Source organism: Myceligenerans cantabricum, from assembly GCF_054777735.1.
In genome coordinates this window covers 162,205-184,596 of record NZ_BAAHAJ010000004.1, presented here as the reverse complement: position 1 = coordinate 184,596, position 22,392 = coordinate 162,205, and the positions used below count along the sequence as shown (strand labels likewise).

Genomic DNA, 22,392 nt, shown 5'->3' with positions numbered 1-22,392 from the left:
GCGACGTGGCGGCCGCCCCTTGACCTCGTGCGACGACGTGCCTTAGGTTGACGGCATTTGAAACGATTCATGCCGGTCGGGTGCGGTTCGTCCGGCCGGCTTCGCCTCGACGGGGAGGTATGACGTGCAGTCTGGCGACGAGCCGGCGCGTCCGGCACTGGAGCTGTCGGAGGTCGGCAAGGCGTTCGGCGCCGTGGTGGCGTTGCGGTCGGCGAGCCTACGGGTGCGGACGGGTTCGATCCATGCGCTCGTCGGCGAGAACGGCGCGGGCAAGTCGACGCTGGTGAAGATCGTCGCCGGGCTCTACCGGCGCGACGTCGGTGAGCTCGCGCTCGACGGCGAGCCGGTCGACTTCCACAGCACGGCGGAGGCCAAGGCGGCCGGGATCGCGGTCATCTACCAGGAGCCGACCCTCTTCCCCGACCTGTCGGTCACCGAGAACATCTTCATGGGCCGCCAGCCCACCGGACGGTTCGGGCGGATCGACCGCCGGGCGATGCGCGAGGAGGCGCTCGCGATCTTCACCCGGCTCGGCGTGCGCATCGACCCCGACCGGCCGACCGACGGCCTCTCGATCGCGGACCAGCAGATCATCGAGATCGCCAAGGCGATCTCCCTGGACGCTCGGGTCCTCGTCATGGACGAGCCGACGGCAGCGCTCAGCGGGGCCGAGGTCGAGCGGCTGTTCGCGGTCGCCCGGGGCCTGCGCGACGAGGGGCGGGCGCTCGTGTTCATCTCGCACCGGTTCGACGAGGTCTTCGACCTGTGCGACACGGTGACCGTGCTGCGTGACGGTGCGTACGTCGCCACCCTGCCCGTCGCGGAGACCTCCACGGACGAGCTGGTCCGCATGATGGTGGGCCGCGACGTCGCCGAGCTGTTCCCCAAGCTACCCGCCGAGATCGGCGACGACGTGCTCGTCGTCGAGGGCCTGCACCGGCCGGGCGTCTTCCACGACGTCTCGTTCACGGTGCGGGCCGGGGAGATCGTCGGCCTGGCCGGCCTCGTCGGGGCGGGGCGGAGCGAGGTGGCGCGCGCGGTGTTCGGCGTCGACCCCTACGAGTCCGGGTCGGTGCGGGTCGACGGCGAGCCGCTGCCGCCGCGCGACCCGCGCGCCGCGATCGCCCGGGGCCTCGCCCTCGTGCCGGAGGACCGGCGCCGGCAGGGCCTGGTGCTCGACCAGACCGTGGCCCGCAACCTCACCCTCGCGGTCCGCGAGCGGCTGTCCCGCCACGGGCTCGTCTGGGACGGCCTGGAGAACGCGGCGGCGCGGACCTGGGCGAGCCGGCTCGAGGTGAAGACCGCCGCGCTGGACTCCGAGACGGGGACGCTCAGCGGCGGGAACCAGCAGAAGGTCGTCCTGGGCAAGTGGCTGGCGTCCGACCCGAAGGTGCTGATCGTCGACGAGCCGACGCGCGGCATCGACGTGGGGACCAAGGCGGAGGTCCACTGGCTGCTGTCGCGGCTCGCCCAGGAGGGCGTCGCCGTCCTGATGATCTCGTCGGAGCTGCCGGAGGTGCTCGGCATGGCCGACCGCGTGCTCGTCATGCGCGAGGGCCGCCTGACCGGCGAGCTCGACCGCGCCGACGCCACCCCGGAAGCCGTCATGCACGCCGCGACCGCCGAGGAGGCCGTCCGATGACCGTGACCACCGCACCCGCGCCGTCGCTCCTGACGGGCGCCGGGAACCTCCTCAGGGCGCGGGAGACCGGCATCGGGATCGCCCTCCTGCTCGTCGTCGCCGCGGCGACCATCCTCAACCCGGGCTTCGTGTTCTCCACCGACGGCTTCCGGGACCTGCTGCTCACGCCGTCGATCCTCATGGTGGTCGCCGTGGGGCAGGCGGTGGTGATCGTGACCCGCAACGTGGACCTGTCGGTGGGGTCGGTCGTCGGGCTGGTCGCTTACCTCACGGGGACGCTGTTCGTCGAGGTGCCGGGGATCCCGATCGTCGTCGTGGCGCTCGCCGGGGTCGGGCTGGGGGCGGTGCTCGGGCTGGTCAACGGCGCGCTCGTCGCCTACGCCAAGGTGCCCGCGCTCGTCATCACCCTCGGCACTATGTACGTCTACCGGGGCATCAACGTCGCGTGGACCGGGTCGGACCGGATCAACGCGTCCGACCTGCCGGGCACCTTCCGCGCGCTCGGCACGGGCAAGCTGCTCGGGCTCCCGGTCCTGACGGTCCTCGCCGTGGTCGTGCTCGTCGCCGCGGCCTGGTATCTGCGCAACCTGCGCAGCGGCCGCGAGCTCTACGCCATCGGCTCGGACCCCGCGGCCGCGCACCTCTACGGCCTGCGCGTCACACGGCGGGTGCTCGGGGCGTTCGTCGCGTGCGGTGCCCTGGCAGGGCTGGCCGGCGTCCTGTTCGCCGCGCGGTACGGGACGGTCAGCTCGAACGCCGGGTTCGGCTGGGAGCTGCAGGCGATCGGCGCGGCGGTGATCGGCGGCGTCGCGATCTCCGGCGGTGTCGGCACGGTGTGGGGCGCGGCGCTCGGGGCCTACCTGCTGCTCACCATCAACCGAGCGCTGCCGATCATCGGTGTGGACGACTTCTGGCAGCGCGCCGTCGTCGGCGTGCTCATCATCGGCGCGATCGTGCTGGACCGGGTCCTGGCGGTGCGACAGCACCGGAGACTTCTCGGCCAGCGGGAGGACGAGCGGGAGGTATCGGCATGACGAGGGTCTCAGGCCGCCTGGGCGCGGCAGAGCCGGCGGGCACGGTCGACGGGGTCGCCGCAGGGCCGGCGACCGGGGGCGGCGCGGCCCCGGCCACCGGGCGGGTGTACGCGGCGCACGCCCGCCCGCTGTGGCGCCGGGTGCTCCTGACGCGCGAGGCGTCGATCATCGGGCTGCTGATCGCTACCGTCGCGGTCGCGACGGCGACCGTCCCCAGCTTCGACAGCCCGCTGACGACGACGTTCCTGCTGCGCGAGATCACCCCGATCCTGCTGGTGGCGCTGCCCATGACGCTCATCATCGTCACCGAGGAGATCGACCTCTCCGTCGCGAGCGTGATCGGGCTGTCCAGCGTGGTGGTGGGCCTGTGCGTGCAGGCCGGGTGGCCGTTCCCCGCCGCGATGGGGCTCGCGGTCGTCGTCGGCGCCGTCGCGGGCTGGATCAACGGGGCGCTCGTGACGCTCGTCGGGCTGCCGTCCCTCGCGGTCACGATCGGCACGCTGGCGCTGTTCCGCGGCATCGCGGTCGGTCTGCTGGGCACGACGGCGATCAGCGACCTCCCGGAGGCCTGGACCGACCTGGCCCGCGAGAACATCCCGGGGACGCCGGTCCCGCTGGTGATGGTCGTCTTCGTGGTGCTCGCCCTCGGGTTCGCGGTGGTCCTGCACTTCACGCCGTTCGGCAGGTCGCTGTACGCGATCGGGCTCAACAAGGAGGCGGCGGCCTTCTCCGGGATCGACGTCGGGCGCACGAAGCTCTGGCTCTTCGTCACCAGCGGCACGGTCTCGGGGCTGGCGGGCGTCTACTTCACGCTGCTCTACAACAACGCCCGCGGCGACAACGCCATCGGGCTGGAGCTGCAGATCATCGCAGCAGTCCTGCTCGGCGGGGTGTCCATCTTCGGGGGCCGGGGCGCCCTGCACGGCGTGATCGCCGGCGTGCTGCTCATCGGGACGCTCGGCAGCGCGCTGCGGCTGTCGGGCGTGACCAGCGACATCATCACCGTCGTGACCGGCCTGCTGCTCATCGCCTCGGTCACGTCCGCGAGGGCCCTGACGTGGCTGCACGGCAAGCGGGTGGCGGCCCTGGGCAGGCGCCGCCGCGCGGGCCCCGGGACGCAGCCCTGACCGTCGTCGGCCGACAGCCGCCGAACACCAGCCAACGAGAGGAAACAACGATGTTCTCCACCCGGAACCACACCCGCGTCGCCGCGGCCGCCACAGCCGCGGCCGCCGCTCTGCTCCTGACGGCCTGCGGCGGTGGCGACGACACCGCCGCCGACGGCGCCGTGTCGGTCACCTTCCTGCCCAAGAACCTGGGCAACCCGTACTTCGACACGTCTAACGCCGGCGGGCAGACGGCCGTCGAGGAGCTCGGCGGGACGTTCGCCGAGGTCGGTCCGACCGAGGCGAGCCCGACCTCGCAGGTCAGCTTCATCGAGACGGCCGCCCAGCAGGCCGTCGACGCGCTCGTCGTCTCCGCGAACGACCCCGAGGCGATCTGCGACGCACTGGGGGAGGCCTCCGGCGTCGGCGTCAAGATCGTCACGTTCGACTCCGACACCAACCCGGACTGCCGCGACGTGTTCGTCAACCAGGCCACGGCCGAGGGCATCGCCACGGCGCAGGTCGACCTCGTCACCGAGCAGATCGGCGACGAGGGCCAGATCGCCGTGCTCTCGGCGTCGGCCAACGCGACCAACCAGAACACCTGGATCGAGCTCATGGAGGCGGACCTGGAGGCGAACCACCCTGACGTCGAGCTCGTCGAGGTCGCGTACGGGGACGACGACGACCAGACGTCGTTCGACAAGACCGCCGCTCTGCTCCAGACCTATCCCGACCTCCAGGGGATCGTCTCGCCCACCACGGTCGGCATCGCCGCCGCGGCCCGGTACCTGTCGACGTCGGAGTACCAGGGCGAGGTCGCCCTGACGGGCCTGGGCACGCCCAACCAGATGCGCGAGTACGTCGAGGACGGCACGGTCGAGGCGTTCGCGCTGTGGAACCCGGAGGAGCTCGGCTACCTGGCCGGCTACACGGCGAACGCGCTGGCGACGGGTGAGGCGTCCGGCCCCGGCGACTCGTTCGAGGCCGGTGAGCTGGGCACGTTCGAGATCGACGACGACGGCGTCGTCCTGCTGGGCGACCCGTTCGTGTTCGACGCCGGCAACATCGGCGACTTCGACTTCTGATCCGGGAGCCTCGCGCGCCCGCTACCGCCCGGACGGTCGTGCGGACGCGCGAGGCCCCGTGGTCCGTGTCCCGCGGCGCCGGAGCCCGGCCCGCGGGGCGGCGGCGTCAGTCCGTGTCGGCGCGGTGGTCCTTCCGCCGCGCACGCCGGTCCGCCGTGTCCGCGGCGAGCGCGCCGGCCAGCGAGGCAGCGATGGTGACGTACAGGCCGACCGACAGCAGCGCGTACACCATCGTGAAGATCTTCGAGATCGGCTCGGTCGGGACGAGGTCGCCGTAGCCGATCGTCAGCCCGGTCACGACGGAGAAGTACAGGGAGTCGAGCACCGACCAGCCCTCGACGCGCGTGTAGAAGCCCGTCGCGACGAGCAGGACGACGAGCAGGGTGAACGCCGCCCCGCGGAACGACCCGCCCTGCCACGCGGAGCGGACAGCGGCCGCCAGGCGGCGGATCATGAGGGTGAGACCCAGCATGTCGGGACCGTACTCCACGGATCCGGGGCCCACGACCGTGCGGCGTGGCCCCCGGCGTCCGTACCGTCTCCGCCGGCTGTGAACGACCTTGCCGCGACCGCGGCGAGCGACGAGTGGCGCGGTGACCTGTCACCTGCTGCGTGCCTACGACGACCAGCTTTGCCTTGACGCCGAGGCCACGGGGGCCGTGTCCGTGACGCGCCACGGCCCGTTCCTGGTGGCCACGTTCCCGCACGGGGCGCGGCTTCGGCAGCTATCGCAGCCTCGACCTGCCGGGAGAGGGGGAGGCCGTCGTTGCCCGCCGGCGCAGGGCCAGCTCGCGAAGGCCGAGGAAGAGCGGGAGGGTGAAGGCGACGGCGACCGCGAAGCTGAGCGGCACGAGCACCCAGACCCAGCGCGCCCAGCCGAGCCGAGCGCCTTCGGCGAGCATGAACAGGCAGGACGCGACCGCCACGACGATGATGTCCACCGCCGCGGACGAGCTGGCCGCGTTGGCGAACCAGCCCTCGACGTAGCCGAGCCCCTGCGGGTCCGCGATGAACGCGAGGTTGAAGGCCCAGGTGCCGACGAGGCCCGCGAGCGCGAGCACGAACCAGGTGATGCTGAGGGCGAGGCGGTGGCGGGTGTGGAACGGCCGGGCTGTGGTCACGACGTCCTCCTATTGATATTTGGACTATCGATAGTCATACTATCAGTATGCGGATCTCGGAGCTCAGCGAACGGAGCGGCATCAGCCCTGCCTCGATCAAGTACTACACCCGGGAGGGGCTGCTGCCCGGCGGCGAGCGGACCGGCTACAACTCGACCGAGTACGCCGAGACCCACGTCGCCCGGCTCCGCCTGATCAGAGCGCTGGTCGACACGGGCGGGCTCACCGTCGCCGCCGCCGGCCGGGTCATCGCGGCGATCGACGATCCGGGCATCCCGCTGGACCACGTCCTCGGGATCGCGCAGAAGGCGATGCCGGAGGATGCCGAGCCCCCGTCCGAGGCCGCGCTCGACCGGGTGCGCGCCGTGATGCGTGAGCGCGGCTGGGAGACCGTCGCCGAGAACCCCGGCATCGCGCTCGCGGCCGCCGCGCTCGACGGCTTCGCCGCGACCGGCCTGAACGACGAGGCCGTCCTGTCCCGCTACGCCGCGGCGACCGACCTGGTCGCGGAGGCTGACCTCGACCTCGTGGCCGCGAGCGGCGACCGCGACCAGGCCGCGGCGACCGTCGTCGTCGGCATCGCGCTCGGCGACGTGCTGCTCGCGGGTCTGCGCCGCATCGCACAGGAGTCCCTCACCCATCGTCGCTTCCGTGACGGCGGCGTCCCCCCCGAGAGAAGAGAACCGACATGACCTCGTCACCGGCAGTGCCGCTCCAGGCATCCCCGTCCTCACCCGGGCCGCTCGTCCCGCCCGTGCTGCCACGCCCGGACCGCTGGCACCGGCCGCTCGTCGGCCTCGCCGTCGTGATGGGCGCTCTCACCGTCGCGACGGTCGTGCTCGCGATCGTCGACCCGAGGGAGATCCTCGGGCAGAACGCCTGGTTCAAGCCGCTGAAGTTCGCCCTCTCGACCGGGATCTACGCCGTCACCCTGGCCTGGCTGATCGGCCAGACCCGCCGGCTGCGCCGTACCGCCGACGTGCTCGGCGTCGTCATCGCCGTCGCGCTGCTCGTCGAGCTCGCGATCATCGTCGGTGCGGCGGCCGTCGGCACGACCAGCCACTTCAACGTCGCCACTCCGCTGAACACCACGCTCTGGGCGACGATGGCCGGCTTCATCGTCACGGTCTGGGTCGCGAGCCTCGTCGTCGGTATCGCCGTCGCGGGCAGCCCCGGCCCTGACGCCGCGCGGAACCTCGCGGTCCGGGCCGGCGTCGTGCTCGGCCTCGTCGGCATGGGCCTCGCCTTCTTCATGACCAGCCCGGATCCCGAGCAGCTCAACGACTTCCAGGGTGTCGCCGGCGCCCATGCGGTCGGCGTCGCCGACGGCGGGCCGGGTCTGCCGTTCTTCGGCTGGAGCACCGAGGGCGGCGACCTGCGCATCCCGCACTTCGTCGGGCTGCACGCGCTGCAGGCGATCCCGCTCGGCCTGCTCGGCCTCGAGCTGGCCGCCCGCCGGACCGCCGTGCTCCGGGACCCGCGGGTGCGCTTCCGGCTCGTGCTCGTCGGCGCGCTCACCTTCGCGGTGATGCTCGGCATCCTCACCTGGCAGGCCCTCGCCGGCGAGCCGGTCGTGCGTCCCTCCGCCGAGATCCTCACGGCCGGTACGGCGGCCGGGGCCGCAGCACTCGTGGCCACGATCCTCGTGCTCGTCGCCGGTGCCCGCTCCGCCTCCGCTGCCGCACGAGCGGGGGAGCCGGCCGGGGCGTGAGGCAGGTGCTCCGGTCGCCGGAGCTCAGGCTCTCGACGCCACGTGCGCCACGATCCCGGGGATGATCCGGGCCGGCCCGAGCTCCGGCTCCGCGGCGGCGATCGATGCCGGACACACCTTGCCCGCCGTAGGCGCTCAGCGCCGCGGCAGGCGTCCGGCCAGGTAGGCGTCGATCCGCTCGCGGCTCCAGCCGTGGGACTCCGCGAGACCGCTGCGCATCATCGCCAGGTACGGGTCGGACGGCGCCGCGTGCGGGGCGGAGTGTGCGCGGTGCGGCGAGGTGAGGGTGTACATGGGCAGGCCGTCGAGCGTGCCGGCGCCGACCAGGGTCTCGTAGCGACCGGGACCGGCCCGGTACGCGCCGTCGAACCCGGCGGTCAGCGCGGCCTCCAGGTCGGTCCCCGAGCGCGGCTCGCGGTGCATCTCCTGCTCGGCGATGTCGGTGAGCTGCGCGACGGTGACCCGGTACGCGCGGGCCGCCGTCGGGCCGGGAGTGTGGTGGTCGTAGAACGCCGTCGCGCCCACCCACGTGGTCGACTCGCCCCAGAAGTACAGGCTGCCGGCCAGCTCGACCGGCCGGTCCTCGGCCGGGGGCCGCGGGTCGCGCGCCCCCGGCTGCGCGCGCAGGGCTCCGGGCGGGCGGCCGCCCTCCAGGTAGCAGGTCAGCCGCTCCCGGGACAGGTTCGACCCGTAGCTCACGTACCAGACGTCGTGTGGTCTCACGGCAGAGATTCTGCCCGATGCCGGCCCGGCACCGGCCGGCGTCGTTCAGCGGGAGCGGTCCGCCGCCTCGCCGCGGGCGGGCCGGTCGGCGATCGGCCGGAGCCCGCAGGCCGCCGCGAAGCCGTCAGACTCGATCCCGAGTGCGACGTTCGTCCGCGTCGTGAGGTTCGCGAAGGCGATCACGGACGTGAGCTCGATCAGCGCCGAGGCGCCGAGCCGCTTCATGAGGCTCGCGACCATCTCGTCGGTGACCGTCGGCTCGGTCTCGCTCATCGCCTCCGCGTACGCCATCACGTCGCGCTCGAGCGGCGTGAACAGGTCGGACTCGCGCCAGCGCGGCACGTCGTGCGCCTTGTCGACGTCGAGCCGCTTGTTGTGGGCCTGGAAGTAGTTGAAGTCCAGGCACCAGCTGCAGCCGATCATCGATGCCACGGCCATGTGCGCGTAGGACTTCAGGCTCTCGTCGCAGGCGTCCCACTTCTCGATCCTGCCGCCCATGCTCATCGTCGACCGGAGCACCTTCTGGTTGTGCCAGATGACGCCGAGCGTCGCGGGGACGGTGCCGAGCCGCTTCCTGGCCATCCGCTTGACGGCGGCGCCCAGGAGGCCGGTGATCTCTGCCGGGGGAACGCGGGTGCTGGTCATGATGAGCTCCTTCGTGTCGCTGGTGCCCCGTACGACACGGGAGGGCCGCCGAGTGTGACGCGCCTGTGGCCTCGGCGAACCTTGTCCGCTGGTCATAGACTCGCATCGACGTGTTGTCCAGAGGTTGAAGGTGATGAGAGTGGTCCAGGGTCGGGTGATCCGATACGACGAGGTGCGCGGATATGGTTTTGTCGCGCCGGACGAGGGCGGGGACGACGTGTTCCTGCACGTGAACGATCTCGAGTTCGACAAGCGCAAGCTCGTGGTCGGTGCGGTGGTCGAGTTCGACATCGAGGAGGGGGACCGGGGCCCGAAGGCGTCGCAGGTGACGCTCGTGTCCGTTCCCGCGGTCCAGCCGCCGTCGGCACCGGTGCCGGCGGTCAACGGGACGACGTCGGCCGCGGGCGGGATCCCGGCAGGGGCGCCGACGATCGTGCTGCCCGACACGGGAGCCGAGGACGGCGACACCGTCACCGATCGTCAGCTCACGGCCGAGGTGACCGAGATGCTGCTGGCGAGCGTCCCGACCCTCACGGCGGAGCAGGTGGTGCTGACCCGGCAGGCGGTGGTGGCGCTCGCCACGGCGCACGGCTGGGTGAGCGATCCGGCCTGATCGGGCGAGCTGGCGGGATACCGTCACGGGTGGCGGGATACCGCCACCCCTCAGCGGATACCTGTTGGCGTGTTTCCGCAATGTTTCTCCGCAGGGTGGCAGTGGGCGAGGGTGCTACCAGGCAATATCGAGTCGGTAACGATCGCTTGGTGTGTGGAAGGAGGCTGGCCACGGGCGGGTGCGGGCTGAGTAACGTGTGCCGAAACCATGACGTAGGCCACACCCGGTGAGGGCCGTGACGAAACCCTCGCCCGTTGGCCGGACCGGCCCACGGTCTGCGTCATTTTCCTTGAGGAGGAACATTGAAGATCAGGCGACTGAGCGCCGCGATCGCGGCGGTGGCCAGCGGTGCACTGCTCTTCTCGGCGTGCTCGAGCCCGCTGGGTGGCGACGAGGGCGAGGGCGCGTCCGGTGAGAGCTCGGTGGAGGCCGACGGCCCCTGCAAGGCCGAGCTCGGCGAGGTCACCACGGCCGAGGGCGAGATCAAGGTGGCGAACGAGTCGGAGTACTCCGGCTACAACTCGTACACGGGTGACACGTACTCGAGCTACAACACGATGATCACCGACCGTATGCTCCCGAGCTTCTGGTACTACGGCACCGACGGCACGATCTGCCAGGACGAGCAGTTCGGGTCGTACGAGATGACCGGCGAAGAGCCGCTCACGGCCGCGTACACGATCAACGACGAGGCGGTCTGGTCCGACGGCGAGCCCGTGAACTACGCCGACGTCCTGCTCAGCTGGGCGACCATGGCCATCACGGCGGACGGCGCCGTCACCGACGACGGTTCCGAGGACCCGCTGTTCACCTATGTGGGCGGTCTCGAGTTCGGCGACTACGCGCCTGCCGGGCCGCAGGCCGACTCGTGGGACGCCAAGGAGATGACCCTCGAGTTCGAGAAGCCGCACGCCGACTGGGACCTCCAGCTCAGCCAGCTCATGCCCGCGCACGTCGTCGCCGAGCAGGCTGGCGTGTCCACGGAAGAGTTCGTGACCGCGATCCAGGACCTCGACATGGACATCCTCGAGCCGGCCGCCGAGTTCTGGAACGAGGGCTGGCTGTTCAAGAAGCCGGGCGAGCTGCCCGACATGGCGCTGGTCCCGTCCGCCGGCCCGTACATGTACCAGGAGGGCGGCTGGTCGGCCGGCCAGTCCCTGACGCTGACCGCCAACGACAGCTACTGGGGCACGCCGCCGGCGACCCAGCAGCTCACCTACCGCCAGATCGCGGCGGACGCGCAGATCCAGGCGCTGCAGAACGGTGACCTCGACGCCATCAACCCGAACGGGCCGACCGTCGACACGATCACCCAGCTCGAGGCGCTCGGCGACTCGGTGCAGATCCAGACCGACCAGAACTTCACCTGGGAGCACCTGGACTTCAACTTCAACAACGGCGTGTTCAGCGACGACGAGGCCGGCCTCGCCGCCCGCGAGGCGTTCGCCCTGTGCGTGCCGCGGCAGAAGATCGTCGACGACCTGATCAAGCCGGTCGACGAGGGCGCGGTCATCATGAACGCCCGCGAGTACTTCCCCTTCCAGGACGAGTACGAAGAGGTCGTCTCCGGTGCCTACGACGGCCGTTACGACGTGGCGGACATCGACGCGGCGAAGGCCAAGTTCGAGGAGGCCGGCCTCGAGGAAGGCACCGAGATCCGCATCGGCTACCTCGACCCGAACCCGCGTCGTACCGACACGGTCTCGGCGATCAAGGCGTCCTGTGACGAGGCCGGCTTCGACATCGTCGACAGCGGCTCGGGCACGTTCTTCGACGAGGAGCTGCCGGACGGTGACTACGAGGTCGCGCTCTTCGCGTGGCAGGGCTCCGGCACGGTGACCTCCGGCGCGAACATCTACACGGCCAGCGGCGGCCAGAACTACGGCGGCTACGAGAACGACACGGTCGACGCGGAGTGGGACACGGTGCTGGGCACCACGGACGAGGCAGTGCACCTCGAGGGCAAGACCGCCATCGAGAAGGAGCTGTGGGACACCCTCTTCGGGATCCCGCTCTACGCGCACCCGAACGTGTACGCCACCAGCTCGTCGATCTCCAACGCGCGGATCACCGCCGCACAGGGCGGGATCATGTGGAACGGCGAACAGTGGGCCGTCGCGGAGTGACGCGGCGCTGATCCCAGGACCTGCGGGGAAGGGAGCATGTCTCCCTTCCCCGCAGGGGCGTCCGGGCGGCCGGAACGGGCCGCCCGGTCTTCTCGATCCTTGACTCATCCCCCGCGAAGGGCTCCACCCCCGTGCTCATCTTCATCGTGAGACGCGCGCTAGCGTCCGTCGTCGTCCTGCTGCTGTCCTCGGTCCTGATGTTCTGGCTGACGACGAAGTCCGGCGACCCCTACGGCGACCTGCGCGGCTCGAACGCGTCCAACATCGACCAGCTCATGGACGCGCGGACCGAGGTCCTGAACCTCGACCTCGCGTGGTACGAGCGGTACTGGTTGTGGCTCAAGGGGGTGTCGGGGTGCTTCGCCGGCGCGTGCGACCTCGGGACGAACGTCGCGGGGCAGGACGTCCTGGCCCTGACGGGAGACGCCGCCTCGTCGACGCTCCGCCTCGTCACGGTCGCGACGCTGCTCGCCATCGTCGTCGGCGTCGGGCTCGGCATCCTCACCGCGATCCGGCAGTACTCCGGGTTCGACTACGCGGTGACGTTCATGGCCTTCCTCTTCTTCTCGCTGCCCGTCTTCTGGGCCGCCGTGCTGCTCAAGGAGTTCGGCGCGATCCGGTACAACGACTGGATCGCGACGGGGCACTACCAGCCGTTGACGATCCTCGCGGCGGCCGCGGTGCTGGCCGTCGTCGTACCGTCGGTGCTGGGCGGCGCCAGGCGGCGCCAGGTCATCACCGGCGCCGTGACCTTCGTGTTCGTCACGGCCGCGATGTTCCTGCTCAACGTCCTGGACTGGTGGCGCAGCCCGCAGGCGTCGTTCCCGATGGCGCTCGTCGTCGCGGTCGGTGCGGCCGTGCTGGTCACGGCGGTCGTGGCGGGCATCAAGAACCGCAAGGCGCTGTACGCGGCGATCACCACGGCCGTCGTCGGCATCGTCGCCTACGTCGTGCTCGCCTTCACCCCGCTGCTGCAGGAGCCCTCCTGGCTCGGGCTCCTCGGGCTGTTCGTGCTCGCGATCGTGGTGTCGCTGGGGATCGGTTGGCTGTGGGGCGGGTACAACCGCAAGCAGGTCATGATGGTGACCGCGGTGACAGGGGTGCTCACGTCGTGCGTCGTCGTCGGCGACATCCTGGTCGGGTACTGGTCCTCGTTCCTCGGCCTGAAGTCGCGGCCGATCTCGACGATCGGCTCGCAGACGCCGAACTTCTCCGGCGACTTCTGGCAGCAGCTCATCGACTACGGCACGCAGCTCATCCTGCCGACCGTGCTGCTGGCGCTGGTGTCCATCGCCTCCCACTCCCGGTACACGCGGTCCTCGATGCTCGAGGTGATGAACCAGGACTACGTGCGCACCGCTCGTGCCAAGGGCCTGTCGGAGCGTGAGGTCATCGTCAAGCACGCGTTCCGCAACTCGCTGATCCCGATCACCACGATCATCGCGTTCGACTTCGCCGCCCTGATCGGGGGCGCGGTGATCACCGAGACCGTCTTCGGCTGGAAGGGCATGGGGCTCCTCTTCACCGAGGGGCTGCGTCATGTCGACCCGGCGCCGGTCATGGCGTTCTTCCTCGTCACCGGCATCGCCGCCGTCCTGATGAATCTGCTCGCCGACCTCGCCTACGCCGGCCTCGACCCCCGGATCCGGCGCTGACCGCGCCTGCCCGCAGGAGACATCATGAGTGACACCACGAACACGCCGGTCGACGACCTGACCCCGGGCATGCCGTCCGAGAAGAGGTCGTACACCGCGAACCAGCTCGTACGACGACGGTTCTTCCGCCACCGCGGCGCGATCGTCTCGATGATCGTGCTCGGGCTCGTCATCGTCGTCGCGTTCACCTCCATCGGGGTCGGTCCGATCCCGGGGTGGTGGAACAAGGACTTCGGCAGCACCTACGACAAGATCGGGGCCGGGGCCCCGACCCTCGCGCACCCGTTCGGGCAGGACACGATCGGCAAGGACTACTTCGCGATGACGATGCGCGGGACGCAGATCTCGCTGCTCATCGCGTTCGGCGTCGGCCTGATCTCCACGGCGGTCGGCACGCTGATCGGCGCGCTGGCAGGCTACTTCCGGGGTCTTCTCGACTCCCTGCTGATGCGGCTGACCGACGTCGTCATCATCATCCCCCTGCTCGCCATCGCCGCCGTGCTGGGCCGGATGACGGGCGGCAGCCTGCAGCTCCTGATCGTCGCGCTCGGCGTCCTCGTGTGGACGGGCCTCGCGCGACTCGTGCGCGGCGAGGTGATGTCGCTGCGGGAGCGGGACTTCGTCATGGCCGCCCGGGCCGTCGGGACGAGCCCGTGGCGCATCATCGTGAAGCACATCCTGCCCAACTCGGTCGGCGTCATCATCGTCAACGCCACCCTCATCATCGCGTCGGCGATCCTGCTCGAGACCGCGCTGAGCTTCCTCGGGTTCGGTGTCCAGAAGCCCGACGTCTCGCTGGGGTCGCTCATCTCGGAGTACCAGGGCGCGTTCACCACGCGGCCGTGGCTCTTCTGGTGGCCGGGCCTGCTGATCCTCACGATCGCCCTGTGCGTGAACTTCATCGGCGACGGTCTGCGCGACGCGTTCGACCCCCGGCAGACCAGCACCAAGGAGTGACACCGTGACCACACTCGACATCTCCACCTCAGGTGCTACGCAGGCGTCCGGCGACGCCGTCCTGTCCTTCGAGGGCCTGACGGTCAGCTTCCGGACCGAGTTCGGCGAGGTGCACGCCGTCAAGGGGATCGACCTCGACGTGCGCCCCGGCGAGGTGGTCGCCCTCGTGGGCGAGTCCGGCTCCGGCAAGTCCGTGACCTCGACGACCGCGCTCGGGCTGCTGCCCGGCAACGCCCGCGTCGGCGGCACGGTGCGCGTCGGCGGCAAGGACGTGGGATCGCTGGACCAGGCCGGCCTGCGCCGGCTGCGCGGGAACGACGTCGCCATGGTGTTCCAGGAGCCGATGACGGCGCTCAACCCGGTGCTCACCATCGGCGACCAGCTCACCGAAGGCCTCCAGCTGCACGACATCGCCTACGGGAAGCAGGCCGAGGCCCGCGCTGCCGAGCTGCTGGAGATGGTCGGCATCCCCGAGCCGCGGCGGCGCCTGCGGCAGTACCCCCACGAGCTGTCCGGCGGGCAGCGCCAGCGCGTGGTCATCGCGATGGCGATCGCGTGCGACCCGGCGGTGATCGTCGCCGACGAGCCCACCACGGCCCTCGACGTCACCGTGCAGGCCGAGATCCTCGACCTGCTGCGCTCGCTCACCGAGAAGCTGAACACGGCGATCCTGCTGATCACCCACAACATGGGCGTCGTGGCCGACATGGCCGACCGGGTCGCCGTCATGCTCAAGGGCGACCTCGTGGAGACGGGCACCGTGGACCAGGTGCTCAACCGCCCGCAGCACGAGTACACGAAGCGGCTGCTCGCCGCCGTGCCGCACCTCGGCGAGGGGCCGGGCCAGTTCGGCGACGTCACGCAGCCCGTCCCTGCCGCACCGGGCGAGGCCGCCGCGCTCGACCTGCAGCACCTCGTCATCGAGTACCACCGGGTGGGCAGGCCGGCGTTCCGCGCCGTCGACGACGTGTCGTTCCACGTCGACGCCGGGGAGATCGTCGGCCTCGTCGGCGAGTCCGGCTCGGGCAAGTCGACGATCGCGAAGTGCGCGCTCGGGCTGATCCCGGCGCGGTCCGGCGAGGTGTCGATCCTGGGGAAGAACTTCGCGACGACGAAGGGCAAGCGGCTCAAGGAGCTGCGCAAGCGGATCGGCGTGGTCTTCCAGGATCCGGCGTCGTCGCTCAACCCGCGGTTCCCGATCGGCGAGCTCATCGGCGAGCCGCTCGTCGTGCACCAGGTGGGCGACGCCCGCTCGCGCCGCGAGAAGGTCATGGAGCTGCTCGACGCCGTCGAGCTGCCGGGCGAGGTCTACAACCGCTACCCGCACGAGCTGTCCGGCGGGCAGCGGCAGCGTGTCAGCATCGCCCGCGCCCTGACGCTCGACCCCGAGCTGCTGGTCGCGGACGAGCCGACGTCGGCCCTCGATGTGTCGGTCCAGGCCAGCGTGCTGAAGATGTTCACGTCGCTGCAGGAGCGGTACCGCTTCGCCTGCCTGTTCGTGAGCCACGACCTGGCGGTGATCGACCTGCTGGCGCACCGCGTCGTGGTCATGCAGAACGGCGAGATCGTGGAGCAGGGACCCCGCGAGGAGGTCCTGCGCAGCCCGCGCGAGGCCTACACGAAGCGCCTCCTGGCCGCCGCCCCGGTCCCGGAGCCGGCGGAGCAGCGCCGCCGCCGCGAGGAGCGCCACGCCCTCCTCGCGGGCATGGGCGAGGAGACGACCGAGCTCCACCTGTAGGCGGCCCGCCCGCCGAACCCGGCGGGCCGCCCACGCCGAGGCAGCACGTCCCGTCGCTGCCTCGGCGTCCGGGATCGCCGGGTCCGGGACTACTCCGCCACGGCCGGGACGATCTCCACCCTGCCCGCGGCGAGGGACTCCTCGGCCTCGGTCCACTCCGCGCTCTCGCGGGTCCAGACCTGGCCCGCGACGCGGACCTCGACGGCGGTCGTCTCCGCGGCCGTGGCGACGGCCCAGTGCGCCACCGCCCAGCCGCCGCGCGCGGCCGCCTCGGGGGTCAGCGGCGTCCCGTCGACCGTGACGACCGTCCCGCCGCCCCCCGTCGTCCCCGACGGACCCAGGCCGAGGTCACGCCCCAGCCGTCCGACGACGACGTCCTGCGCCGCCGCGGCATCGAGCGTCGCCTCGTCCTCGACGGGCGCGAGCTCGCAGGTCAGGGTCGCGGGGGCGTGCCCGGTCAGGCTCGACGCCCAGGCCCGCGAGCGCGCCTCGTGCTTCGCGTACGCGTCGGGGTAGGCCGACCGCTGGACGGTCTGCGCGGCGTCGGTGATCGACATGCTCTCGTAGTCCTCGACCTGCACGAGCTCGTCGTAGAAGGCGTTGGTGGAGTACACCGGGTCGAGGATCTCCTCGGCGGTGCCCCAGCCTTGCGACGGCCGCTGCTGGAACAGCCCCAGCGAGTCGCGGTCGCCGTGCTCGATGTTGCTGAGCTTGGACTCCTGGAGCGCCGTGGCCAGCGCGATCGTCGCCGCACGGGCGGGCAGGCCGCGGCGTACCGCCGTCCCCGTGAGCAGCGCCGCGTTGTCGGCCTGGGCGGGGGAGAAGTACCAGTCGGTCCCCTCCAGCTCGGCGGCGCACCGTTCGGTCAGCGGTCCCGTGCCCGACATGTAGTTCAGCAGCAGCACCACGCCGACGGTCGCGGCCGTGCCCACGACGGCCGTCGCCGCCAGGTACTTCAGCGCACGACGTACCGGGCGGCGACGTCGTGGGGCCCCGTTCCCGGCGGTATCGCCGGCCGGGTGGGTGAGCAGGACCATGCGAGCCTTCCGGTGGCGTGAGCGAGACTGCCAAGTTTATGACGGCGACCGGTCCGGGATCGCGTCCGTTCCGTGAGGTTCGACGGAGCGTGCGGTCAGTTCTTGTGGAGAGCCTCGTTGAGCTCGACACCGGTGCCGGCGCGATCGAGCACCTCGACCGCGCCCGTCGTCGAGTTACGGCGGAACAGCAGGTTGGACTGCCCGGCGAGCTCGGCGGCCTTGACCGTCATCCCGCCGCGCAGGGTGACCTTCGTGCCCGCCGTGACGTACAGGCCGGCCTCGACCACGCAGTCGTCGCCGAGCGGGATGCCGACACCGGAGTTCGCGCCCAGCAGGCAGCGCTCGCCGAGGGAGATGACCTCCCTGCCGCCCCCGGACAGCGTCCCCATGATCGAGGCGCCGCCGCCGACGTCGGAGCCGTCGCCCACGGTCACGCCCGCCGAGATGCGACCCTCGACCATCGAGGAGCCGAGCGTGCCGGCGTTGAAGTTCACGAAGCCCTCGTGCATCACGGTGGTGCCCTCGGCGAGGTGGGCACCGAGGCGGACGCGATCGGCGTCGGCGATGCGCACGCCGGACGGGAGGACGTAGTCGGTCATGCGCGGGAACTTGTCCACGCCGTACACCGCGACGGCGCCGCGCGCCCGCAGCCGCGTGCGGGTGGTCTCGAACCCGTCGACGGCGCACGGGCCGGCGCTGGTCCACACCACGTTGGCCAGCTTGCCGAACAGCCCGTCCAGGTTCAGGTCGTGCGGGCGGACCAGCCGGTGCGACAGCAGGTGGAGGCGCAGGTAGGCGTCGGAGGCGTCCTTCGGGCCGGTGGCCAGGTCGGCCATGGTGGTCACCACCGTGGTCGTGACACCGCGGGCGGCGTCGTTCCCCTGCAGCGCGACGAGGTCCGACGGCGGCTCCAGGGCCCCGGGGCCCTCCGCCGGCTCCCCGAGCGCGGGAGCGGGGAACCAGGTGTCCAGGACGCTGCCGTCGGCGGCGATCGTGGCGAGGCCATGGCCCCAGGCGGTGGCGGGCGCGGACGCGTTCGAGCTCATGTGCCCAGCGTAGGCGAGGCAGGTCACCCGCTCCGCGGGGTGCCCACCAGCTGATCGGCAGGCGGTCCCGGCGGACGGTCCCGGCGGACGGATCCAGGGGCCGGCGGGGCTAGCCTCGGGGAGTGACAGTTCTTGATGACCTCCTGCTCGCACCCGGCTCCGACCTCGTGGGGCTCACCGCCGCGATCTGCGACATCCCGTCCGTCTCCGGCGACGAGGGCGCGCTCGCGGACGCCATCGAGGCGACCCTGCGCGCCCGCCCGCACCTGGAGGTGCACCGGGACGCGGACGCCGTCGTCGCGCGGACCACGCTGGGGCGGGACCGCCGCGTCGTCGTCGCCGGCCACATCGACACCGTGCCGGTCGCGGACAACCTCCCGACCCGGCTGGAGGGGTCCGACGACGGACCCGTCGACCGCCGCGTCCTCCGGGGGCGCGGCACCGTGGACATGAAGGGCGGCGTCGCTGTCGCGCTCGCCCTCGCGTGCGAGCTCGGCACCCCCGGCAAGGAGCCCGCCGTCGACGTCACCTGGGTCTTCTACGACCACGAGGAGGTCGAGGCGGCGCTCAACGGCCTCGGCCGGCTCGCGCGCCACAGCCCCGGTCTGCTCGACGGCGACTTCGCGATCCTCGGGGAGCCGAGCAACGCCGGCATCGAGGGCGGCTGCAACGGCACGATGCGGGTCGAGGTCCGCACCCGTGGCGTCGCCGCCCACTCCGCGCGGTCCTGGACCGGCCAGAACGCGATCCACGCCGCCGCGGACGTGCTCGCCCGGCTCGGTGCCTACGAACCCCGCACCGTGGAGGTGGACGGGCTCGCCTACCGCGAAGGGCTCAACGCCGTCGGGATCCGCGGCGGGATCGCGGGGAACGTCGTCCCCGACGAGTGCGTGGTCGTGGTGAACTACCGCTTCGCGCCCTCGCGCGACGAGGCGGAGGCCGAGCAGCACCTGCGGGAGGTCTTCGACGGCTTCGAGGTGACCGTCACCGACTCCTCGCCCGGCGCGCGCCCCGGCCTCGACGCCCCGATGGCCAAGGACTTCGCGGCAGCCGTGCTCGCGGTCACCGGCGGAGAGCCGCAGCCGAAGTACGGCTGGACCGACGTCGCGCGCTTCGCCGGACTGGGTGTCCCGGCGGTCAACTTCGGCCCGGGCGACCCGCTCCTCGCCCACAAGGACGACGAGCACCTGCCGGTCGCCGAGCTGGTGGCCTGCCGGGACGCCCTGCGTGCCTGGCTCCTCGGCTGAGGTGTCCCACAGCCCGGTGTCAGGGGGCCGGGTTAGGTTGGGGCCATGAGTGACGACGGAGTTCCGCAGCGAGGACGCGGGTACCGGAAGGGGCCCGTGCTGCTGCGCGGCAACCAGATACCGCTGGAGACCACCGACCAGCGCCTGCTCGCCACCGGCGAGGGCGCCGACTGGGTGCACTCCGACCCGTGGCGCGTGATGCGGATCCAGTCCGAGTTCGTCGAGGGCTTCGGCGCGCTGGCCGAGATCGGCCCGGCGGTCTCCGTGTTCGGCAGCGCCCGCACCGACCCCGCGCACCCCGACTACACGCACGCCGAGGAGGTCGGCCGGCTGCTCGTCGAGGCGGGCTACGCAGTCATCACCGGCGGCGGCCCGGGCATCATGGAGGCCGCGAACAAGGGCGCCCACGAGGCCGGCGGCGTGTCCGTGGGCCTCGGCATCGAGCTGCCCTTCGAGCAGGGCGTCAACGAGCACGTCAACCTCGGCATCAACTTCCGCTACTTCTTCGCGCGCAAGACCATGTTCGTCAAGTACGCCCAGGGCTTCATCGTCCTGCCCGGCGGCTTCGGCACCTTCGACGAGCTCTTCGAGGCGATCACCCTCGTGCAGACCCACAAGGTCACCGGCTTCCCGCTCGTGCTCCTCGGGACGGACTACTGGGGCGGCCTGCTCGACTGGGTCCGCACCGCGGTCCTGGACCGCGGCATGATCTCCGAGGGCGACCTCGACCTCCTGTACCTCTCGGACGACCCGGTCGACGCTGTCGAGCACGTGATCAAGCGCGGCGCCGCGCTCGCCGACGAGCGGAGAGCGCTGGCCCTCGCCGCCGAGGAGCAGCCGGTCGCGGACCCCGCGTGAGCGCACACGCCAGTTCCGTCGACGGGGACCGGGCCACGGCCGCCGTCGTCCCCGCCGCGTCCCCGCCGCTCGTGCTCCGTGGCCGCGAGCTCGGGCGCGACGGCGCCGCCACGCGGCCCGTCGTGATGGCCGTCGTCAACCGGACCACCGACTCGTTCTTCGCCCCGGCCCGGCTGTCCGACGACGACGCCGCGCTCCGGGCCGCCGAGCAGGCGCTGTCGGACGGTGCGGAGATCCTGGACGTCGGGGGAGTGCGCGCCGGGGTCGGCCCCGAGGTGGACGAGGCCGAGGAGGCCCGGCGCGTGGTGCCGTTCGTCGCCCGCGTGCGCACCGAGCTGCCCGGCCTCCTGGTCTCGGTGGACACCTGGCGTGCCGGGGTGGCGCGCGCCGCGGTCGAGGCCGGGGCCGACCTGATCAACGACACGTGGGCCGGGCACGACCCGAGGCTCGTCGAGGTGGCCGGAGCGGCCGGCGTCGGCGTCGTCTGCTCCCACACGGGTGGTGCGCGCCCCCGCACCGACCCGTACCGCGTGGAGTACCCGGGACCGGAGCCGGCGGACGGCGGGCAGGACGCGCGGGACGGGGTCGTGGCCGATGCGCTCGCCACCCTGCGCAAGGCGGCCGAGCGCGCGGTGGCCGCCGGGGTGCCGCCGTCGTCGGTCCTCGTGGACCCGACGCACGACTTCGGGAAGAACACCTGGCACTCCCTGCACCTGCTGCGCCGCACCGCGGCGCTCGCGGACCTCGGCTTCCCGCTCCTCATGGCGCTGAGCCGGAAGGACTTCGTGGGCGAGACCCTCGGTCTCCCTCCGGAGGAGCGCCTGGAGGGCACGCTCGCGGCGACGTCGGTGGCCGCGTGGCTCGGCGCGCGGGTGTTCCGCGTGCACGACGTGCGGGCGGTGCGACGGGTGCTCGACATGGTGGCCGCACTGCGTGACGAGGCTCCGCCGGCGGCCGCGCTGCGCGGCCTCGGCTGAGGTCTCCACGGAGGTCACGGCCCCGCACGAACCGCATGACGCGGCGGTTCCGGGAGGAAACGGAAGTGTGAAGAACGTGACGTGAATTCGACTAGAATGGGCTGGTGCCCCCGCCCGCACGGTGACTGTGACGGCGGCGCGGGGACGAAGCACACGGCAACGGACAACGGAATGGGAGAGCCACACATGGCTGCGATGAAGCCGCGTACGGGTGACGGGCCGATGGAGGTCACCAAGGAGGGGCGCGGCATCGTCATGCGTGTTCCGCTCGAGGGCGGCGGCCGTCTGGTCGTCGAGCTCAACGCGACCGAGGCGACAGAGCTCGGCGAAGCTCTCAAGGGCGTTGTCGGCTGACAGGTGACTCACCGGTCCCGGCAGGCCCGGCCACCGTCGTCCGAGGGGCGGCCGGGCTGTCGGGTCCCGGAGACCTTCCCCGCGAGGGGACCGCTCAGCGCCGGGCCGCCAGGAGCAGCCCGTCGCCGCTGGGAACCATGGCAGGCATGACGCGGTCGTCGTCGCGGAGCGCACGAGCCGTCTCCCGCACGATCGTGGTGATCTCGTCCCGCCGGGTCGGGTCCGGGACCCGGTCACGGTGCAGGGCATCGTCGACGGCCAGCAGCCCGCCGGGGCGCAGGAGCCGGATCGCCTGCTCGACGTACTCCGGATAGGCGTACGGTTCGGCACCCACCAGCACGAGGTCGTAGTGGCCGTCCGTGAGGCGCGGCAGCACCTCGTCGGCCCGGCCCGGGATGATGCGCGTACGCCGTGGGTCCACGCCGTCCTCGGCGAAGGACTCGCGAGCCGCCCGCTGGTGCTCCACCTCGCGATCGATGGTGGTGAGCTGACCGTCGCGGGGCATGCCGCGCAGCAGCCACAGCGCCGCGACGCCGGCGCCCGTGCCGACCTCCACCACCGCTCGCGCCCCCATCGACGCGGCGAGCACCCGCAGCAGCGCACCGGTCCCGGGGAGCACGGACGGGCAGCCGAGGTCGGCGGCGCGCTCGCGGGCACGCAGCAGCACGTCGTCCTCCGGCACGAAGGACTCGCTGTACATCCAGGCCGCGGCCT

Annotated in this window: 22 protein-coding genes; 15 read left to right on the top strand and 7 right to left on the bottom strand. The window is 71.8% G+C overall.

What is annotated here, in order from left to right:
• Positions 1 to 124 precede the first annotated feature (124 nt).
• Genes ACYU96_RS03180 through rhaS form a run of 4 tightly spaced genes read left to right on the top strand, consistent with a single transcriptional unit; the run spans position 125 to position 4,870 of the window.
• The gene (locus tag ACYU96_RS03180) at positions 125 to 1,642 is read left to right on the top strand and encodes a sugar ABC transporter ATP-binding protein (protein WP_460749003.1); all 1,518 of its coding nucleotides are present in this window, start codon (positions 125 to 127) and stop codon (positions 1,640 to 1,642) included.
• The gene (locus ACYU96_RS03175) at positions 1,639 to 2,676 is read left to right on the top strand and encodes an ABC transporter permease (protein ID WP_460749001.1); all 1,038 of its coding nucleotides are present in this window, start codon (positions 1,639 to 1,641) and stop codon (positions 2,674 to 2,676) included. Before ACYU96_RS03180 ends, ACYU96_RS03175 begins: the two co-directional genes overlap by 4 nt.
• On the top strand, positions 2,673 to 3,803 hold the full coding sequence (locus ACYU96_RS03170) for an ABC transporter permease (protein WP_460748999.1): 1,131 nt from the start codon (positions 2,673 to 2,675) through the stop codon (positions 3,801 to 3,803). The genes ACYU96_RS03175 and ACYU96_RS03170 overlap by 4 nt, the downstream gene beginning before the upstream one ends.
• Before the next feature lie 50 nt (positions 3,804 to 3,853).
• Complete coding sequence (gene rhaS, locus ACYU96_RS03165; RefSeq protein WP_460748998.1) at positions 3,854 to 4,870, top strand: rhamnose ABC transporter substrate-binding protein; 1,017 nt, start codon at positions 3,854 to 3,856, stop codon at positions 4,868 to 4,870.
• A 106-nt stretch (positions 4,871 to 4,976) separates the two neighbouring features.
• Here the strand turns inward: rhaS and ACYU96_RS03160 are convergent, their stop codons facing one another.
• Entirely contained in the window at positions 4,977 to 5,342 is a 366-nt protein-coding gene (locus ACYU96_RS03160; RefSeq protein ID WP_460748996.1) for a potassium channel family protein, read from the bottom strand.
• A gap of 253 nt (positions 5,343 to 5,595) precedes the next feature.
• Entirely contained in the window at positions 5,596 to 5,991 is a 396-nt protein-coding gene (locus tag ACYU96_RS03155; RefSeq protein ID WP_460748994.1) for a DUF2834 domain-containing protein, read from the bottom strand.
• A 47-nt stretch (positions 5,992 to 6,038) separates the two neighbouring features.
• Between ACYU96_RS03155 and ACYU96_RS03150 the strand changes: the two genes are divergently transcribed.
• Complete coding sequence (locus tag ACYU96_RS03150; protein WP_460748993.1) at positions 6,039 to 6,683, top strand: MerR family transcriptional regulator; 645 nt, start codon at positions 6,039 to 6,041, stop codon at positions 6,681 to 6,683.
• The gene (locus ACYU96_RS03145) at positions 6,680 to 7,702 is read left to right on the top strand and encodes a hypothetical protein (protein ID WP_460748991.1); all 1,023 of its coding nucleotides are present in this window, start codon (positions 6,680 to 6,682) and stop codon (positions 7,700 to 7,702) included. Before ACYU96_RS03150 ends, ACYU96_RS03145 begins: the two co-directional genes overlap by 4 nt.
• Positions 7,703 to 7,837: 135 nt before the next feature.
• Here ACYU96_RS03145 and ACYU96_RS03140 read toward each other — a convergent pair whose 3' ends face one another.
• Both ACYU96_RS03140 and ACYU96_RS03135 read right to left on the bottom strand, forming a co-directional pair.
• Positions 7,838 to 8,425, bottom strand: a complete 588-nt coding sequence (locus tag ACYU96_RS03140; RefSeq protein WP_460748990.1) for a histone deacetylase — start codon at positions 8,423 to 8,425, stop codon at positions 7,838 to 7,840.
• 45 nt (positions 8,426 to 8,470) lie between these two features.
• A complete protein-coding gene (locus tag ACYU96_RS03135) occupies positions 8,471 to 9,070 on the bottom strand; it encodes a carboxymuconolactone decarboxylase family protein (RefSeq protein ID WP_460748988.1) in 600 nt (199 codons plus the stop codon).
• A gap of 133 nt (positions 9,071 to 9,203) precedes the next feature.
• Here ACYU96_RS03135 and ACYU96_RS03130 point away from each other — a divergent pair, with 133 nt between their 5' ends.
• The 5 genes from ACYU96_RS03130 to ACYU96_RS03110 all read left to right on the top strand — a co-directional run bounded on the left by ACYU96_RS03130 (position 9,204) and on the right by ACYU96_RS03110 (position 16,159).
• Entirely contained in the window at positions 9,204 to 9,683 is a 480-nt protein-coding gene (locus tag ACYU96_RS03130; RefSeq protein WP_460748987.1) for a cold shock domain-containing protein, read from the top strand.
• Between the two features lie 302 nt (positions 9,684 to 9,985).
• A complete protein-coding gene (locus tag ACYU96_RS03125) occupies positions 9,986 to 11,809 on the top strand; it encodes an ABC transporter substrate-binding protein (protein ID WP_460748985.1) in 1,824 nt (607 codons plus the stop codon).
• Between the two features lie 131 nt (positions 11,810 to 11,940).
• Complete coding sequence (locus ACYU96_RS03120; protein WP_460748983.1) at positions 11,941 to 13,464, top strand: ABC transporter permease; 1,524 nt, start codon at positions 11,941 to 11,943, stop codon at positions 13,462 to 13,464.
• Between the two features lie 24 nt (positions 13,465 to 13,488).
• On the top strand, positions 13,489 to 14,421 hold the full coding sequence (locus ACYU96_RS03115; protein WP_460748981.1) for an ABC transporter permease: 933 nt from the start codon (positions 13,489 to 13,491) through the stop codon (positions 14,419 to 14,421).
• Between the two features lie 4 nt (positions 14,422 to 14,425).
• Positions 14,426 to 16,159, top strand: a complete 1,734-nt coding sequence (locus tag ACYU96_RS03110) for an ABC transporter ATP-binding protein (RefSeq protein WP_460748980.1) — start codon at positions 14,426 to 14,428, stop codon at positions 16,157 to 16,159.
• A gap of 89 nt (positions 16,160 to 16,248) precedes the next feature.
• On the opposite strand, the gene ACYU96_RS03105 is transcribed toward ACYU96_RS03110, so the two are convergent.
• A complete protein-coding gene (locus ACYU96_RS03105; RefSeq protein WP_460748978.1) occupies positions 16,249 to 17,196 on the bottom strand; it encodes a hypothetical protein in 948 nt (315 codons plus the stop codon).
• 95 nt (positions 17,197 to 17,291) lie between these two features.
• Positions 17,292 to 18,242 carry a 2,3,4,5-tetrahydropyridine-2,6-dicarboxylate N-succinyltransferase gene (dapD, locus tag ACYU96_RS03100; RefSeq protein ID WP_460748976.1) on the bottom strand — a complete coding sequence of 317 codons (951 nt, stop codon included), beginning with the start codon at positions 18,240 to 18,242 and terminating at the stop codon, positions 17,292 to 17,294.
• Positions 18,243 to 18,364: 122 nt separating this feature from the next.
• Between dapD and dapE the strand changes: the two genes are divergently transcribed.
• The 4 genes from dapE (at position 18,365) to ACYU96_RS03080 (ending at position 21,678) form a co-directional block, all read left to right on the top strand.
• Positions 18,365 to 19,489, top strand: a complete 1,125-nt coding sequence (gene dapE, locus ACYU96_RS03095) for a succinyl-diaminopimelate desuccinylase (RefSeq protein WP_460748974.1) — start codon at positions 18,365 to 18,367, stop codon at positions 19,487 to 19,489.
• A gap of 45 nt (positions 19,490 to 19,534) precedes the next feature.
• Positions 19,535 to 20,347: an LOG family protein gene (locus ACYU96_RS03090; protein WP_460748972.1), complete on the top strand. Its 813-nt coding sequence runs from the start codon at positions 19,535 to 19,537 to the stop codon at positions 20,345 to 20,347.
• A complete protein-coding gene (gene folP, locus ACYU96_RS03085; protein ID WP_460748970.1) occupies positions 20,344 to 21,324 on the top strand; it encodes a dihydropteroate synthase in 981 nt (326 codons plus the stop codon). The genes ACYU96_RS03090 and folP overlap by 4 nt, the downstream gene beginning before the upstream one ends.
• Positions 21,325 to 21,510: 186 nt before the next feature.
• Positions 21,511 to 21,678 carry a DUF3117 domain-containing protein gene (locus tag ACYU96_RS03080; protein ID WP_123815402.1) on the top strand — a complete coding sequence of 56 codons (168 nt, stop codon included), beginning with the start codon at positions 21,511 to 21,513 and terminating at the stop codon, positions 21,676 to 21,678.
• A gap of 94 nt (positions 21,679 to 21,772) precedes the next feature.
• Here ACYU96_RS03080 and ACYU96_RS03075 read toward each other — a convergent pair whose 3' ends face one another.
• Positions 21,773 to 22,378, bottom strand: coding sequence for an O-methyltransferase (locus tag ACYU96_RS03075; RefSeq protein ID WP_460748968.1), 606 nt, complete (start codon positions 22,376 to 22,378; stop codon positions 21,773 to 21,775).
• Between the last annotated feature and the right edge of the window lie 14 nt (positions 22,379 to 22,392).

Bases quoted from the DNA above. Each gene is read 5' to 3' on its own strand.
- dapD (WP_460748976.1), bottom strand. From the start codon at position 18,242: ATGAGCTCGAACGCGTCCGCGCCCGCCACCGCCTGGGGCCATGGCCTC.
- ACYU96_RS03115 (WP_460748981.1), top strand. From the start codon at position 13,489: ATGAGTGACACCACGAACACGCCGGTCGACGACCTGACCCCGGGCATG.
- ACYU96_RS03150 (WP_460748993.1), top strand. From the start codon at position 6,039: ATGCGGATCTCGGAGCTCAGCGAACGGAGCGGCATCAGCCCTGCCTCG.
- ACYU96_RS03080 (WP_123815402.1), top strand. From the start codon at position 21,511: ATGGCTGCGATGAAGCCGCGTACGGGTGACGGGCCGATGGAGGTCACC.
- ACYU96_RS03145 (WP_460748991.1), top strand. From the start codon at position 6,680: ATGACCTCGTCACCGGCAGTGCCGCTCCAGGCATCCCCGTCCTCACCC.
- ACYU96_RS03175 (WP_460749001.1), top strand. From the start codon at position 1,639: ATGACCGTGACCACCGCACCCGCGCCGTCGCTCCTGACGGGCGCCGGG.
- ACYU96_RS03130 (WP_460748987.1), top strand. From the start codon at position 9,204: ATGAGAGTGGTCCAGGGTCGGGTGATCCGATACGACGAGGTGCGCGGA.
- ACYU96_RS03075 (WP_460748968.1), bottom strand. From the start codon at position 22,378: ATGTACAGCGAGTCCTTCGTGCCGGAGGACGACGTGCTGCTGCGTGCC.
- rhaS (WP_460748998.1), top strand. From the start codon at position 3,854: ATGTTCTCCACCCGGAACCACACCCGCGTCGCCGCGGCCGCCACAGCC.
- ACYU96_RS03090 (WP_460748972.1), top strand. From the start codon at position 19,535: ATGAGTGACGACGGAGTTCCGCAGCGAGGACGCGGGTACCGGAAGGGG.
- ACYU96_RS03105 (WP_460748978.1), bottom strand. From the start codon at position 17,196: ATGGTCCTGCTCACCCACCCGGCCGGCGATACCGCCGGGAACGGGGCC.
- ACYU96_RS03170 (WP_460748999.1), top strand. From the start codon at position 2,673: ATGACGAGGGTCTCAGGCCGCCTGGGCGCGGCAGAGCCGGCGGGCACG.
- ACYU96_RS03135 (WP_460748988.1), bottom strand. From the start codon at position 9,070: ATGACCAGCACCCGCGTTCCCCCGGCAGAGATCACCGGCCTCCTGGGC.
- ACYU96_RS03160 (WP_460748996.1), bottom strand. From the start codon at position 5,342: ATGCTGGGTCTCACCCTCATGATCCGCCGCCTGGCGGCCGCTGTCCGC.